The 15214-nt window shown below is 35.2% G+C and carries 14 protein-coding genes; all 14 read right to left on the reverse strand.

Features of this window, described 5'->3' with window-relative positions:
* Positions 1-86: 86 nt before the first annotated feature.
* Positions 87-2045, reverse strand: a complete 1959-nt coding sequence (gene ftsH, locus B7696_RS05305; RefSeq protein WP_084862587.1) for an ATP-dependent zinc metalloprotease FtsH — start codon at positions 2043-2045, stop codon at positions 87-89.
* A gap of 15 nt (positions 2046-2060) precedes the next feature.
* Positions 2061-2603, reverse strand: coding sequence for a hypoxanthine phosphoribosyltransferase (gene hpt, locus B7696_RS05310; RefSeq protein WP_049486815.1), 543 nt, complete (start codon positions 2601-2603; stop codon positions 2061-2063).
* A 4-nt stretch (positions 2604-2607) separates the two neighbouring features.
* Positions 2608-3885, reverse strand: coding sequence for a tRNA lysidine(34) synthetase TilS (gene tilS / locus B7696_RS05315; RefSeq protein WP_084862589.1), 1278 nt, complete (start codon positions 3883-3885; stop codon positions 2608-2610).
* The gene (locus B7696_RS05320) at positions 3882-5150 is read right to left on the reverse strand and encodes a serine hydrolase (RefSeq protein ID WP_084862591.1); all 1269 of its coding nucleotides are present in this window, start codon (positions 5148-5150) and stop codon (positions 3882-3884) included. The genes tilS and B7696_RS05320 overlap by 4 nt, the downstream gene beginning before the upstream one ends.
* Positions 5143-5265: an SP_0009 family protein gene (locus B7696_RS10605; RefSeq protein WP_000429334.1), complete on the reverse strand. Its 123-nt coding sequence runs from the start codon at positions 5263-5265 to the stop codon at positions 5143-5145. The genes B7696_RS05320 and B7696_RS10605 overlap by 8 nt, the downstream gene beginning before the upstream one ends.
* Before the next feature lie 4 nt (positions 5266-5269).
* Positions 5270-5638 (reverse strand): septum formation initiator family protein, encoded by a 369-nt coding sequence (locus B7696_RS05325; protein WP_084862593.1) that lies wholly within the window; start codon positions 5636-5638, stop codon positions 5270-5272.
* The gene (locus B7696_RS05330) at positions 5631-5897 is read right to left on the reverse strand and encodes an RNA-binding S4 domain-containing protein (protein WP_001234973.1); all 267 of its coding nucleotides are present in this window, start codon (positions 5895-5897) and stop codon (positions 5631-5633) included. Before B7696_RS05330 ends, B7696_RS05325 begins: the two co-directional genes overlap by 8 nt.
* 57 nt (positions 5898-5954) lie before the next feature.
* Positions 5955-9458: a transcription-repair coupling factor gene (gene mfd, locus B7696_RS05335; RefSeq protein ID WP_084862595.1), complete on the reverse strand. Its 3504-nt coding sequence runs from the start codon at positions 9456-9458 to the stop codon at positions 5955-5957.
* Complete coding sequence (gene pth / locus B7696_RS05340) at positions 9459-10028, reverse strand: aminoacyl-tRNA hydrolase (RefSeq protein ID WP_084862597.1); 570 nt, start codon at positions 10026-10028, stop codon at positions 9459-9461. It lies immediately after the preceding gene.
* Positions 10029-10100: 72 nt separating this feature from the next.
* Positions 10101-11216 carry a redox-regulated ATPase YchF gene (gene ychF / locus B7696_RS05345; protein WP_049501881.1) on the reverse strand — a complete coding sequence of 372 codons (1116 nt, stop codon included), beginning with the start codon at positions 11214-11216 and terminating at the stop codon, positions 10101-10103.
* A gap of 84 nt (positions 11217-11300) precedes the next feature.
* Positions 11301-11495, reverse strand: a complete 195-nt coding sequence (locus B7696_RS05350) for a DUF951 domain-containing protein (protein WP_000285186.1) — start codon at positions 11493-11495, stop codon at positions 11301-11303.
* Positions 11496-11559: 64 nt separating this feature from the next.
* Positions 11560-12696 (reverse strand): DNA polymerase III subunit beta, encoded by a 1137-nt coding sequence (gene dnaN, locus B7696_RS05355; protein ID WP_000581174.1) that lies wholly within the window; start codon positions 12694-12696, stop codon positions 11560-11562.
* A 158-nt stretch (positions 12697-12854) separates the two neighbouring features.
* Entirely contained in the window at positions 12855-14216 is a 1362-nt protein-coding gene (gene dnaA / locus B7696_RS05360) for a chromosomal replication initiator protein DnaA (RefSeq protein WP_084862599.1), read from the reverse strand.
* A gap of 212 nt (positions 14217-14428) precedes the next feature.
* Positions 14429-15187, reverse strand: coding sequence for a ParB/RepB/Spo0J family partition protein (locus B7696_RS05365; RefSeq protein WP_084862601.1), 759 nt, complete (start codon positions 15185-15187; stop codon positions 14429-14431).
* Positions 15188-15214: the final 27 nt, after the last annotated feature.

A 15214-nucleotide genomic window follows, 5' to 3' on the forward strand; every position in this document is an offset into this window, starting at 1 on the left:
AAGAAGCTAATTGGGGTCATTTCATCCATTCTGCACCCTTTACCGCCTCAACTGCACAAAAAAGAGAGGACAAGCCTCTCTTGGGGTTATTTTTCGTCATTCATTTTTGACTTTACTTCATCATAAGATAGTGCATGAGATTCCTCTTCTACTGTTTCAGGCATCTTTCCTGTTTCATAAAGAGATTTAATTTGTGTACTATCCAATGTTTCGTATTTTAATAGTGCTTCTGCAATCAACTTGTGAGTTTCACGATTTGACTGAATAATTTCAGCAGCTTTATTTCGTGCCTCATTTAATAATGAACGAACCTCTTCGTCAATTTCATAAGCTGTTTGTTCTGAGATTGATTTTTGAGGGCTTTGTGCTCCAAACATAGCATGATTACCCTCATATTGTACCGGACCAAGTTTTTCACTCATCCCGTACTCTGTAACCATTGCACGCGCCATTTGTGTCGCCTGTTCAAAGTCGTTTGAAGCCCCTGTAGTTTGGACATTAAAGATAATTTCTTCGGCTACACGTCCACCCATTAAGCCAGCCAATTGCTCTTTCATATCTTCTTTTGATAGAAGCATTTGATCTTCCTTAGGAAGTGCAATCATATAACCACCTGCACGGCCACGTGGTACGATAGTAACTTTATGAACAACACGGGCATTTGACAAGACTAGACCAACAATGGTATGTCCTGCCTCATGATAGGCAACCAATTCACGTTCTTTTTGTGAAACTGTCTTATCTTTCTTAGAAGGACCAGCAATAACTCTGTCTTCTGCTTCATCAATATCTGAAGCATCAATTATCGATTTATTGCGACGAGCAGCAACTAGAGCCGCTTCATTCAAGACATTCTCTAAATCAGCACCAACAAAACCTGGAGTTTGTTGGGCAACTAATTTCAAATCAACATCTTCTGCTAAAGGCTTGTTCTTAGCATGAACTTTCAAGATTGCTTCACGACCTTTAACATCAGGGCGACCAACCAAGACTTTTCTATCAAAACGTCCTGGACGCAGAAGGGCAGGGTCAAGTACATCTGAACGGTTTGTCGCAGCGATGACGATAATCCCTTCATTTCCCTCAAAACCATCCATCTCAATCAAAAGTTGGTTCAAGGTTTGTTCACGTTCGTCATTACCTCCACCGAGACCGACTCCACGTTGACGGCCAACAGCATCAATTTCATCGATAAAGATGATAGCTGGTGCTGCTTTTTTGGCATCTTCGAAAAGAGAACGAACACGACTAGCTCCAACTCCGACAAACATTTCTACAAAGTCAGAACCTGAGATACTAAAGAATGGAACACCAGCTTCTCCGGCGACTGCCTTAGCAAGTAAAGTCTTACCTGTTCCCGGAGGTCCCTCCAAAAGAACACCTGCTGGAATACGGGCTCCAAGTTTTGTAAATCGTTTTGGATCTTTTAAGAATTCAACAACTTCAACTAGTTCTTGTTTTTCTTCTTCAGCTCCAGCAACATCTGAAAATCTTACTTTAATATCTTCTTTATTTGCGGCTTTAGCCTTACTACGTCCAAAACTCATTGGATTACGGCTATTATTTCCTCCCATATTTCCCATCATAGAGAACAGGAAGAAGAATAGAATACCGAATGGCACAATGGATACAAGAATATTAATCCACATACCACTTGAACTTTCATGCTTAACAGTTACTTCCGCTTTATGGTCAGAAGCAAGTTTTTGCAATTCTGATACTGTAGTATCTGAAGGAAGAATAATACTTGAAAATTTCTCTACTGTTGTAGCAGAAGGAGAAAAGAACTGAATTCCTGTTTCTTCTTTACTTGTTTTAGGATTTTTATAAACACCCGAAACTTCGATAACACTGCCATTTGGTTGGTAAGTTAATTCTTTTACATTGTCATCGGTAATTTCTTTTACCAATTCTGTATAATTAATCTGCTCACTTTTCCCTGCAACACTACCTGTACCAAAATACTGGTAACCTGTAACTAGGAGAAAAATAAGTAATAACCATAGAAAAGGATTTTTAATTAAACCATTATTTTGTTTTTTCATTAAAAATTGTTCTTTCTAATTTGAATACACTTCTTCTTTCAATACTCCAACATAAGGAAGGTTACGATAATTTTCTTTGTAGTCTAACCCATAACCTACTACAAACTCATTTGGAATAGTAAAGCAAGTATAGTCTGCCTCAATTTCTACAACACGTCCCTCTGGTTTATCCAATAAGGTTGCAATCTTAACAGAAGCCGCATCTCTTGCAATAAACATATCTCGCAAATTCTTCAAAGTTTGACCTGTATCAATGATATCTTCTACAAATAAAACATGTCTTCCTTTGATGTCTTGAGTTACATCTTGCTTAATATTGATCACACCACTACTTGCTGTTCCACCATGGTAGCTAGAAACCATCATGAAGTCCATTTCAATATGTGTGTCGATATGTTTGACCAATTCAGCCATAAAAGGGATAGATCCTTTTAAAATCCCAATTAAAATCGGATTTTTTCCTGCATAGTCTTTAGTTAGTTGGGCACCTAATTTTTTAGCAGCTTCTGTAATTTCATCGTGTGAAACGAGAATTTTTTTAATATCGTTTTCTAACATTTTTTTACCTATCTATTTTTTCTATATAAAGTACAGTGTTCATTATATCATTTTTCGTGTTTTTACTCAAATTACTGGTCGCAATTCCCAAAATTGAGACAATTTCACCAAATTGCTCAATAATCAGAGCTGATTTTCGCTTTTCCATAGGGATTTTCAAATCAATAAATAGACGTCTGAGTTTTTTTCTATGCCCATTTTGAATCAAAACATCTCCTGTTTTTCGATGACGAATGTGTATGGATGTTTCCCGTGAAACAGGTACCTGCTGAATTAATTCACCTTCTAAAGGAAGTCCAAAGGAAAATAAATAACCTTGGTAAGATACCTGATTTTGATAGTGTAGCACAAGTTCATCCTCTTTTTCATCAGCCTGCGGACTGATTTTACAAATCCGAAACTGTTGATACTCTTTTATCAATTCATAGCCATTTTTAAGCGGATGACGATATTGGCTTTTAGTTTTTAAAATTTTCCGAACTTCTTCAAACTGTGCTTTTGTAAAATTCAAATCTGGAAAACGATTCAGATAAGTTTGAAGTAAAACTCTTTGTGTCGACTCAGAGTAAGACAATAGCTGCTCTAAATTTTCTACATCAATATTCTTCGATAATTCAGCTATAGCTAGGTCATAATCTAAAATTTCATTGCCGATGCTTAAGATTGCATCTCGAAATCGAGGATTTTCTTTTTCTAATTCTGGTAAATAAGAATTTCGAATACGATTGCGAAAATAATGATTTTCCTGGTTTGATATATCTTCAAAGTGAAAAATTGGTGGAAAGTCTTTTTTATGGAAATGCAAGAAGGGACGAATGATTTCTATATCCCCGACTATTTGCTTCTCCTTAATTCCTGATATATAGCGCAAACGAGTACCTCGAATCAAGCGCATCAAAATTGTTTCCACCTGGTCATCCGCATGGTGGGCAGTGACTAAGGCTGTCGCACCTGTCTTTTTCATGACCTCTTGAAAAAAATCATAGCGAAAATTTCGTGCATGCGCTTCTGAAAATTCTCCTGAAAAATTGCTGATATAAATAGGAAGCTCTGCTTCAGCAGCCAACTTCCTTAATTCCTGTTCTTCCCAATCTGATTCAATTCTCTGCTTATGATTAACATGAGCTAAAATCAATTCAATTTCCAACTCTTCTTGATAAGTAGACAACACCTTAAATAGAAACATAGAATCTAATCCACCAGAAAGAGCTAGCACCACTTTAGCATGCTTTTTGAAATATCCTCTTTTGAGAAAATGATTTAAAAAATCCTGTTCCCTCATTTTAGAACCTCATAAACATCCTTGGCTATCTTAGAAATCGTATCGTAATCAGAATTTTTAGTAAAAATAGAAAGAACAAATGGAGAATCTGCATAGACAACACCCGTATCATGCTTAAATTCGTCCGCATCCCCAATTTTATGAGCTACCTTCACAGAAACACCTTTGGCAATTCTCTCATTATCAAAATCTGTTTTAGTCAAAGACTCCAATACAAATCCATTTTGGTTATAAATAGCTTCCATGACTTTCCCAGCCATTTTAGAAGAAATCAATTTTTCTTTTGGATCCCAATCATCTCCCATAATAGCAGACATCTTGGATTTAAATGTGGCATCAGATTGATTTGAAATGTAATATCCCAATAGATTATGAGCTATATTATCCGATTCTTTAGATACTTTTGTGATTAAGTCCTTTATAGAATACTCTTTATTATCCTCTTTTTTAGGGAGACTGCCACTTCCCTCTGGTTTATAAGAACCTGGAAAATCATTGACTGCTGATACGTATTTTACAGTCATGTCTAACTGATAAAGACCCTCATTTATTTTTTCTTGCGTATAGTAGAGATAAGGTAATTTTAAAATGCTAGCTGCATACATCTTTTCATCTTGATTGATACCAGCTTCTTTTCCAGTAGTCAGTTGCTTAACATAAATAGAGAAAGAAGTTTTCTGATATTTTTCAGATAATATTTCTTGCACTTTATTCATCCGATTATCTTCTTCAGAAGTTAATTCCTTATCTACCCATCCAGCCTGATCAATATGTAGAAATTCTTTTCCTTCTACAAACATTGTCTTATCGATTGACACCTGAGAAAAAGCTGATAAGGATGATTTCACTTCTTTTAAATCATAAGGACTATTATACAGTTTAACGTCAGATTCTAACCATACTTTTTTTATTGTAGGAGTTACCTCTGACTGGTCATATAAAAATCGTTTGTCTGCAGCTATAAATTGATGGTTGGATAACTTAAATACTGGAATTCCTTGTTTATTTAAGCGCCACTCAGTTATTTGAAAATTTGTTTTTGGAGTTAATTTTCCAGATTCTACAACTAAATCTTCATTGGCGTATACAGGAATTTCTCCATAAACCATAGGAGAACTTAGCTTTTCTCTAAAATAAATACCAAAGTCAGATTGTGAAAGGTAATAAATTTCTTTCGAAGTATAGACGACTTCTTTTTCTGTGCTAACAACTTTTGAAATTGTCAAAAAACTTGGTAGCAACAAAATAATTAAGAATTTACGCATTCTTCCTTTCCTTTTCTTCTTGTAAACGCAATAATTGATTTTTATCAGCTAGCTCTTCCAGCTTTTCATCCGATAGACTCAAAAATTGCTCTATTACATCTAATAAATTTTCCATTTTATCACCTTGGGAGCAAGTCAGGAATCGTATAAACAGCTTCCCGATTCTTAGAATAATAGTATTTTGCACGCATGTATTTAGCAGCGTAATCTTCATCTTTCAGCTTTGTTGCAAAAGCTGTCTCCTTATCCTTTTCATCACTCAAGGTTTGATACTGAGTTTGCAAGTCTGATAATTGTTGACGTCTTTGGAGTAATTGGTGATAGCTTTGAGCAAGATTATAAGTTGGTAAAATGAACAACAAAATCATCAAAATCAGAACCCACCCCATGAAACGATTACGTTTTTGTCGTTCCTTCATCAGATAACGACGACGTTGGTGCTCATTTTGAATAAAAGAATTATTCAATTGTACAATATTCTTAGACATTTTCTTCTACCCGTGTTTCACTGATAATTTCATACATGCCTGCTGCATCTTCTTTTTTTGTACTATCTTTCATCTCCAGTACTTTTACAAGTAGCAACTTATTGCCAAAACGAATTTCAACTTGATCATCAACTTTCAAATCTGTTGAACTTTTAGCCAAAATTCCATTTACCTTTATTCTACCTTTATCTGCTACTTCCTTTGCGACTGTACGACGCTTGATAATTCGTGATACTTTTAAATATTTGTCTAATCTCATTTTTATTACCTCAAATTATTATTGTACCATTTTTATCTCTTTTATAGAAGAAAAATGTTATAGGGAATTACCGTCTTTCAACTCTTTTATCTCTAATAAACTTTCTCCAAAAATCAGCAAACCTTCTAAAATTTCATAATCCTTCTTGTTTCGGACATCGAATACAACTTCCATTAATCCCTTATTCTCAGCTATGGCTGCTTTTAAGTTCGTTGCGGATAAAGCTTTAAAATAATCTTGAGCCAAGAATAGTCGTTGAGTGACTTTTTCAAATTGAACTGTAATCTTGTTATCTTTTCTTTCCACACGTTCTACAAAGACCTTGTCCAAATATGACTTAACCAAACCAATCTCTAAAAGGTAGGCTACTACATCTGGGTATTCTCCAAAGCGATCCATCAGCTCTTCTTGTAACTTTTCATAATTGACACGGTTGTCAATTTGACGAATTTTTTTATAAATTTCAATCTTATGTCGTTGGTCAGAAATATAAGTATCAGGAAGATAGGCATCAATTTGTAAAATCAACTCAGCATTCCCTTGGGTTCTTGTATTAGAATTACCGTTTCGTTTAGCAATGGCTTCCTCTAGTAACTGCGAATACAATTCAAAACCAACAGAATCAATGAAACCAGACTGAGATTTCCCTAAAAGATTTCCTGCTCCACGAATCGAAAGATCTCGCATAGCAATCTTAAATCCAGAACCCAATTCTGTAAATCCTTTGATGGCTTCTAATCTCTTTTCAGAGACTTCACTGATTGATTTCTCTGGACGATACATGAGATAGGCGTAAGCAATACGATTACTACGACCTACTCTTCCCCTTAATTGATACAAGGTTGACAAGCCCATATGGTCTGCATTTTCAATAAATAAGGTATTGGCATTTGGAATGTCCACCCCTGTCTCAATAATGGTAGTTGTTACCAAAATATCATATTGTCCTTCAATAAAGTCCAATAAAGTATTTTCCAACTGGATTTCACTCATTTGGCCGTGAACATAACCAATTGAAACTTCTGGAATCAACTCCTGTAATTCTGAAACCTTCTGGTCAATCGTGTCAACTTTATTATAAAGATAGTAAACTTGACCTCCACGCTCCATTTCACGCAAGACTGCATCACGAATAACACTATCATTCTTTTCTAAAACATAGGTCTGAACAGGATAGCGATTTGTTGGAGGAGTTTCAATAACAGACAAATCTCTGATTCCCAGCATAGACATATGAAGGGTACGAGGGATTGGCGTAGCTGTCAAGGTTAGGACATCCACTTGTTTCTTTAACTCTTTCAAAGTTTCCTTATGCTTGACACCAAATCGTTGTTCTTCATCAATAATCATCAATCCCAAATCAGAAAACACAACATCTTTTGACAGAACACGATGTGTTCCAATTAAAATATCGACTTGACCGTTTTTCAATTTTTCAAGTGTTTCAGTCTGCTCTTTTTTACTTCTAAAGCGACTCAACACATCAATATTAACTGCAAAATTTTGGAATCGTTCCTTAAAATTCGTGTAGTGCTGTTGCGCTAAAACTGTCGTAGGAACTAGAACGACAACCTGTTTGTTATCATTGACAGCCTTAAAGGCTGCACGCATTGCAACTTCAGTCTTTCCAAAACCAACATCCCCAACTAAAAGTCGATCCATTGGCTGAGAATCTTGCATATCTCTCTTGATTTCCTCGATACTACGAAGTTGATCATCCGTTTCAACATAAGGGAAGGCATCATCAAAAGCATCTTGCTCTTCATCATCGGCTGAGAAAGCAAAGCCCTTCAACTGACTACGCTCAGAATAGAGTTTGATTAAATCATCAGCTATATCCTCTACCTGATTCTTAACTTTTTGCTTGGCTTTTTTAAAATGACCGTCATTTAATTTATTGAGTTTTGGAGCTTTCCCATCACTTGAAACATATTTAGACAGTAGATGAATCTGTTCTACTGGGATAGAAATTTGATCACCATTTTGGTATTGAACGCTAACATAATCGCGGTGAATTCCTTTGATTTCAATGGTTTCAATTCCTAAATATTGACCAATTCCATGAATATGGTGAACAACATAGTCCCCTTTTTCAAGTTCATTATAATCTTTTAATCTCTCTGCATTTGAAACATGTTGTCTGCGAAAACGACGTTTCAATTTCTTTTGAAAAATCTCATGTTCAGTAATCACCAGAATTTTTTCATCTACAAAATGAAAACCATGTCTGAGATTTCCCTCGATTAAGTTTACAGATTCTTTACAGATACTTGACTTATCTCTAGAATCCAATTTAATATTGTATTCCTCTAAAACATCCTCCAATGTTTTACTTCCCATTGAATTGCTAGATTGCAGAATAATAGTGTAGTCCATTTTTTTGTATCGTTCAATTTCTTCTTTTAGAAAAGAAAACTGATTGAAAAACTCTTGCATGGGGTATTGATTAAATTGATAAATGTGATCAAACTTGAGATTTCCTAAGCCCTTTTGCAGATTGGAGAAAAAGGTAACTGGACTTTGTTTTTTATAGTTTTGCTCTGTATCTGCAAAATACTGCATCTCAGAAAATGATTTACCATTCTGTAAATCTTCTGTAAAGTATTGCGCTAATTCTCTTTCAAATGCTTCATACTGATTCATCAATTTCTGGTAATCATCAAAGAATATTGGTGTATCTTTTTCAATATAATCAAATACAGTCCATGATTTCTCATAACACAAAGATAAAAATTTCCGAGAATCTGAATGCATTTGTTTTTGATGAAAACTTGAAAGAATTTCTTCTATGTAGGATTTCAGAATCGGCGATAGAGTTTTTGAAATTTGCTTTTCTAAAGCTGACTGACCTCGTTGATAATCCTTTTCTTTCAAAAGCATGTCGCTAGCTGGAAAGATGGTGAGTTCTGTCCGATTTTCTTTCGATAATTGTGTTTCGACTTCAAAAGTACGAATTCCATCTACTTCATCACCAAAAAACTCAATTCGGCAAGGTTCTAACTGGGATATTTCAAAAATATCTAAAATATCTCCTCGAAGACTAAATTCTCCTTGGGTCTGTACTTGAGTAACTTTTCGATAGCCGATTTCTTTTAAATGATGGATGAGCGCGTTTTGGTCATATTCTTCACCAACTGCAATTTTTATAATGCTTTCTTTAAATGCAGTCGGAGAGGGTAAAATCAATCTACTTGCTGCAATATTACAAACTAAAATCCCTTTTTTAAACGGATCACTCAAAAAACGCAAGGCTTCAACCCGTGAAATAATTTTTTCTTGTGAAGACATCAAAAACTCTACCATAGGAGAGTCATCTACCAAAAATGGATAGACAAGTTCCTCACCCAAGATAGAGATAAGATCACTAATAAGACCTTCTGCTTCTCCATAAGTTGATGTCAATAAAACAATCTTATCTTCTTTATTCAAACTACTAGCGATTGCTAAAGCTTTTGTAGAAGTTGACAAACCTAACATTAATTGTCTTTTCTTATCTGTCAGATTTTGATGCCATTTTTTTATCTGATCATTTTCTGAGAATAAATCTAATAAGGATACCATTTATCCGTTATACCTCTGCATCGTTTTTTCAAAATTTTTCTCTTGTAAATAGTAATTTACAGCATCGTCAACCTTGTCAATAGACTGTAAAACACCAATATAATCATCCTTGTCAAACTTACTCAAAACATGGTTAATAACTGACATTCCATTTTTAGGTCTTCCGATTCCAATCTTAACACGGTTAAAGACCTGAGTCCCTATATGTTGAATAATAGACTTGATACCATTATGTCCACCTGCTGAACCCTTTGCTCTTAAACGAATCTTTCCAACTTCCATATCAAGATCATCATAAATGATGAGTAAATCTTTAATATCCAAACCATAGTAAGTCAATAAAGCATGAACAGCTTTTCCACTTTCATTCATAAATGTCGTTGGTTTGACGAGATAAATTTTTTCACCATTGAGGAAAAAAGATGCTAGATCAGCTTGAAATATCTTATCGTGTGTAAAAGTGACATTCTGTTTCTTCGCTAGTTGGTCAATCAACATAAAACCAACATTATGTTTTGTTTCAAAATATTTATCTCCTGGATTTCCCAAGCCTACAAGTAATTTTGTCATTTATTTTTCCTTTCAAAAGCCAAAAGGGTTGGAATTTTTTTCCAACCTAATTGATACTATTCATTAAATTTTTTAGACATTAAAGCGGAATTCCATGATATCGCCATCTTGGACGATATATTCTTTTCCTTCTTCACGCAAACGTCCAGCTTCTTTTACTGCCTTTTCAGATCCGTATTTTACTAGATCCTCATATGACATGGTCACTGCACGGATAAAGCCTTTTTCAAAGTCTGAGTGGATAATACCAGCTGCTTGAGGAGCCTTCATACCACGTTTGAAGGTCCAAGCGCGAACTTCTTTTTCACCAGCTGTGAAGTAAGTTCCAAGTCCAAGTAAGTGGTAAGCTGCACGAGTCAACTTGTCAACGCCTGATTCTGTCAAACCAAGAGCTTCAAGAAACTCTTGCTTGTCTTCTTCGTCTAACTCAGAAATTTCTTCCTCAGCACGCGCAGAAATAACGACTACTTCAGCATTTTCTGTCGCTGCAAATTCGCGAATTTGTTTGACATAGTCGATAGAATCTGGATCTGAAACTACATCCTCATCTACATTGGCAACATAAAGAACTGGTTTAGTAGTCAAAAGGAAGAGACCTTTGACTACTTTTTGTTCTTCATCTGTAAATTCGATGGTGCGAGCTGATTTTCCATCTTCAAGAACTGGTTTAATCTTTTGAAGAACATTAAATTCTGCTACTGATTCTTTATCTTTTTGCGTACGTGCCATCTTTTCTACACGCGCATATCGTTTGTTCACTGATTCTAAGTCAGCAAGAATCAACTCTAGATTAATGGTATCAATATCTGCAAGTGGATCCACAAAGGCATCTTCACGTCCTTGCTCGCGCATGACATTTTCATCATCAAAAGCACGAACTACATGAACAATCGCATCTACTTCACGAATATTGGCCAAGAATTTATTTCCTAGCCCTTCTCCTTTTGAGGCTCCTTTTACAATCCCTGCAATATCTGTAAATTCAAATGTTGTTGGAACTGTCTTTTTAGGTGTAATCATTTCCGTTAGTTTTTGTAGTCGTTCATCTGGAACTTCCACCATTCCAACGTTTGGGTCAATAGTCGCAAATGGGTAGTTAGCTGCCTCTGCTCCTGCTTTTGTAATTGCATTAAATAGTGTTGATTTACCAACGTTTGGCAAACCAACGATACCTGCTGTTAAAGCCATATTTTTTCATTCTCCGTTTTCATTTCAATCCCTAATATTATAACACAAAAAGGGAAAACTTGCTAACCCTCTAACTGAGGGGTTTCAGTCAATAATTTTATTCATTTTTCGATCAAAATCATAGCGCCCCATCATGACAACATGGTCACAATTGCTACATTTAATTTTGATATCTGCTCCTACACGTGTAATTTCCCAACGATTGGCCTTTTTACCTGTTGACTTGATGGTGCAAGCATGTGGTTTTTTCATTTCAACAAAATTTCCAACTTGATACATACTACTCTCCTTTTCTTTTTCGATTATATCATAAAAGAGGCGAGCTAAGCTCAACCTCTTTCACTTAATTTGTACGAACTGGTGTAATGAGCTGCATGAAGTCTTCATCAGTGTCTGCTGGCACAAGAGTAAATGGACGAACAGCTGAGATAAAGCTAATGGTCACCTTTTCGCTATTTAAAGCCTTAAGAGAATCAATCAAGTAAGTTGGGTTGAAACTAATAGTCAAATCTTCACCAGTCACCTGATCAGTATCGATTTCTTCGTTTACTTTACCAACTTCTGGAGAATGAACATGGGCGCTAACAATACCACCTTTAATTTCAAGCTTCACAGTACCATTTTGAGTCGCACTTGATAAAAGGCGAGCACGCTCCATTGACTGACGTAAGTTTACCACATCAAAAGTAATAGTAGTGTTAAAGTCTGTCGGAATCAAGCGATCTGTATCAGGATAGTTACCTTCTAACAAACGAGTATAGAAGCTAATATTTTCGCTTCTAAAGAGGATTTGATTGTTGGCAAAGAAAATCTCTACAGTTTCAATATCGTCTGTAAATACTGCTGAAAATTCGCGTAGAGAACGGCTAGGAATCACGACATCAAAATCATCACTATTTTTTTCAAGAGTCAATTTTTTCTGGCTTAGACGATGAGAGTCTGTTGCAACTGTTTTTAACTCTTTGTGTTGGCTCAATACAAAATGAACACCTGTTAAAATTGGACGACTTTCTTGTGTACTTGCAGCAAAAGCTGTTTCATTGATAATTTTCTTGAGTAATTTTGTTTCAAGAACCAAAGGAGTGCTTGCTGAAATTTCTTGGATTCGTGGATATTGTTCACTATCTTTTCCTTTTAGGGTAATTTCTGATTTACCGCTGGTTAAAACAATTTGATTTTGTTCAATTTCTTTAAAATCAAGAGTCACATCAGGTAGACTAGATACCACATTGATGAAGAAAGAAGCTTCAAGAAGGATCGAACCTAAAGAAGTAATTAACAAACCAGCATCTTCATTTTTTTGAGAAATAAAATTTTCAATTGAAATTTGACCATTTGAACCAATTAAAGTAACACCTTCATTGGTTACGTCAATTTTTACGGTTGATAAAATAGGAATGGCATTTTTAGAGCTAATAGCTCTCTTAGTAGTATTTAAGGCTTGTAGAAATAAATTTTTATTAATTGAAAAATGAATCATGGATTCTCCTTTATTTATTTTTAGTATTAGAAGGATAATAGTAATAATAGAGTCTGTGAAATCTGTGGAAAACAGACTTTAAACTAGTAATATCAAGTTTTTGGGCTTGTTTAAAAAATGTGGATAAAAAAGATAAAAAAGCGAAAGTTATCCACAAGTTATTTTATTTTATTTTTGATTGATTCAATTTCTAAACGTAAATTATCGTCTTCATCAATCAAAGATTTAATTTTAGCATGGGCATGAATAACTGTTGTGTGGTCTTTACCACCAAATTCCTTACCAATTTTTGGAAGACTATTATCTGTTAGTTCTCTAGATAAGTACATGGCTACTTGACGGGCTAAAACAATATTTTGAAGGCGTCTGCTTCCCTTCATTTCTTTGACACTGACACCATAAAAGTTACCAACTTCATTTTGTATTTTATCAATTGGGATGACGAGCATTTGGCTAACATCTTGTTTGCGAGCTCTAATGGCTTCTGCAGCGATATCGATAGTGATATCCTTAATCTTCTTCACTCTGGCAATTAAAGTGATGTCGTTGATTGCTCCTTCAAGTTCTCGGACGTTTGAATCAAATTGACCAGCTAGGTATTCTAGGGTATCACTTTGGAAATGGTAGTCTAAATTCTCTGTTTTGCTTTGTAAAATGGCAATACGTGTCTCAAAGTCAGGTGGTGTGATGTTTTGCGTCAACCCCCAGCTAAAGCGCGTGACAAGTCTTTCTTCAAGGCCCTCTAAGTGTTTAGGGCTACGATCACTAGTCAGAACAATTTGTTTTTGATTGTTATGGAGAACATTGAAAGTATTGAAAAATTCTTCCTGAGTTGCAACTTTTTTTCCACTCAGCGATTGAATATCATCAATTAACAAGAGATCGAGGCTACGGTAGGTTTTTTTGAACTTATCCATTTCACCCAGTCTCAGATGTTCAAGAAAGTCGTTTATAAAGCTTTCAGCAGGAATGTACTTCACACGCGCATCAGGAATATTTTTCAAAATCTCATTCCCAATGGCATTGAGTAAGTGAGTCTTACCAAGCCCAGGTCCTCCATAGATAAAAAGAGGATTATAGGTCAAGGCCAAATCTTCAGAGACAGCCAGGGCGGCTGATACTGCCCAAACATTTCCATCCCCTTGGATAAAATTATCAAAGGTATACTTTTCTTTTAATCCAGTATCCGAATAAGGAATAGATGCTAACTTTGGACTATAGTCATAGAGAGTTGAATTTGGAGCTTCTTCAACTTGTGGGATAATCGTATCTTGAGGCTTGGTAAAAATATAGTGGGGAGTTATTTCAGCATCATAAATCTCAAAACCAGCTACTACAATGATATCTTTTAGTTGTTTTTTCCAGACCATTTCCATTTCAGATCGTGGTAAAAATATAGTGGCAACATTTTCTTCTACCTTAATGAGTTCAGCTTGAATAGCATAGAAATCATACATGGAACGAGTTAGTCTTTCTTGTGCAAATTCTAATATACGATTCCAAAATTGTTTTTCTTTCAATCCTTTCTCCTCCTTTACTATTTAAAAGTTTAATGCTAGATTTATTTTACCATAGATAGCAAGAATTTTCCACAAGCTGTGAAAAATAATCCACAATGTTATCAAGTTTTATCCACAGGTTGGGGATAAAATCAGAAACTATTGATTTATGAAGCTTTTTTTTGAAAAAAATAGTGGATAACCTTGTGAGATAAAAAAATAAAAGAACAGCCTTATTTCAGGCTGTTGATAATTCTACTGTATTCTTCTTGGTTTGAGAAAGCAATAATGATTTTTCCACTATCTTTTTTAGACAGTTTGATTTCTACATCTAATCCGAGTATTTTTTTTAACTGTTCTTCTTCATTTTGTATGAAATAATCATTTTTTTGCAGTTTCTTTTGTTTTTTCTCTGTCAGAAGAGCTTCTAATTTTCTTACAGAAATGTCTTCTTCTATAATTCGTTGAAAGAAATAGTCTTGTTGTTCCTTATTCAACCCAACGAGAGAACGCGCATGGGCTTGTGATAGTTTACCATTTTCTACTTCAGAGAGAATCGGTTCTGGCAAGGACAACAAGCGAATAGAGTTGCTGATATAAGGACGAGACTTCCCCATTTTATCTGCAATTTCAGCATGGGTAAATCCTTTCTCTACAAGAGATTCATAGGCGTGTGCTTCTTCTATTGGATTTAAATTTTCTCTTTGCAAATTTTCAATGATAGACTGGATCATCATCTCTTGATCTGAAAGCTGTTTAACAACAGCTGGGATAGACCTTAGACCAGCTAAAAGTGAAGCCCGATAGCGTCTCTCTCCTGCAAGGATTTCATAACCAATAACAGGAGATTGACGAACAATAATCGGTTGAATGACCCCATTTTCTTTGATAGACTGTGCTAGTTCATGTAGTTTTTCTCCATCAAATTCTTTTCGAGGTTGATAGGGATTTTTTTGTATATCCGTAATAGAAATCATTTCAAATTTTTCCATGATTCTACACTAACACATCTTTTCTCT

Source organism: Streptococcus mitis (assembly GCF_002096815.1).
GTDB classification, from domain to species: Bacteria; Bacillota; Bacilli; order Lactobacillales; family Streptococcaceae; genus Streptococcus; species Streptococcus mitis_AD.

Bases quoted from the DNA above. Each gene is read 5' to 3' on its own strand.
- dnaN (WP_000581174.1), bottom strand. From the start codon at position 12,696: ATGATTCATTTTTCAATTAATAAAAATTTATTTCTACAAGCCTTAAAT.
- ychF (WP_049501881.1), bottom strand. From the start codon at position 11,216: ATGGCTTTAACAGCAGGTATCGTTGGTTTGCCAAACGTTGGTAAATCA.
- mfd (WP_084862595.1), bottom strand. From the start codon at position 9,458: ATGGTATCCTTATTAGATTTATTCTCAGAAAATGATCAGATAAAAAAA.
- B7696_RS05320 (WP_084862591.1), bottom strand. From the start codon at position 5,150: ATGCGTAAATTCTTAATTATTTTGTTGCTACCAAGTTTTTTGACAATT.
- B7696_RS05325 (WP_084862593.1), bottom strand. From the start codon at position 5,638: ATGTCTAAGAATATTGTACAATTGAATAATTCTTTTATTCAAAATGAG.
- B7696_RS05330 (WP_001234973.1), bottom strand. From the start codon at position 5,897: ATGAGATTAGACAAATATTTAAAAGTATCACGAATTATCAAGCGTCGT.
- hpt (WP_049486815.1), bottom strand. From the start codon at position 2,603: ATGTTAGAAAACGATATTAAAAAAATTCTCGTTTCACACGATGAAATT.
- B7696_RS05350 (WP_000285186.1), bottom strand. From the start codon at position 11,495: ATGTATCAAGTTGGAAATTTTGTTGAAATGAAAAAACCACATGCTTGC.
- ftsH (WP_084862587.1), bottom strand. From the start codon at position 2,045: ATGAAAAAACAAAATAATGGTTTAATTAAAAATCCTTTTCTATGGTTA.
- B7696_RS10605 (WP_000429334.1), bottom strand. From the start codon at position 5,265: ATGGAAAATTTATTAGATGTAATAGAGCAATTTTTGAGTCTATCGGAT.
- tilS (WP_084862589.1), bottom strand. From the start codon at position 3,885: ATGAGGGAACAGGATTTTTTAAATCATTTTCTCAAAAGAGGATATTTC.
- pth (WP_084862597.1), bottom strand. From the start codon at position 10,028: ATGACAAAATTACTTGTAGGCTTGGGAAATCCAGGAGATAAATATTTT.
- B7696_RS05365 (WP_084862601.1), bottom strand. From the start codon at position 15,187: ATGGAAAAATTTGAAATGATTTCTATTACGGATATACAAAAAAATCCC.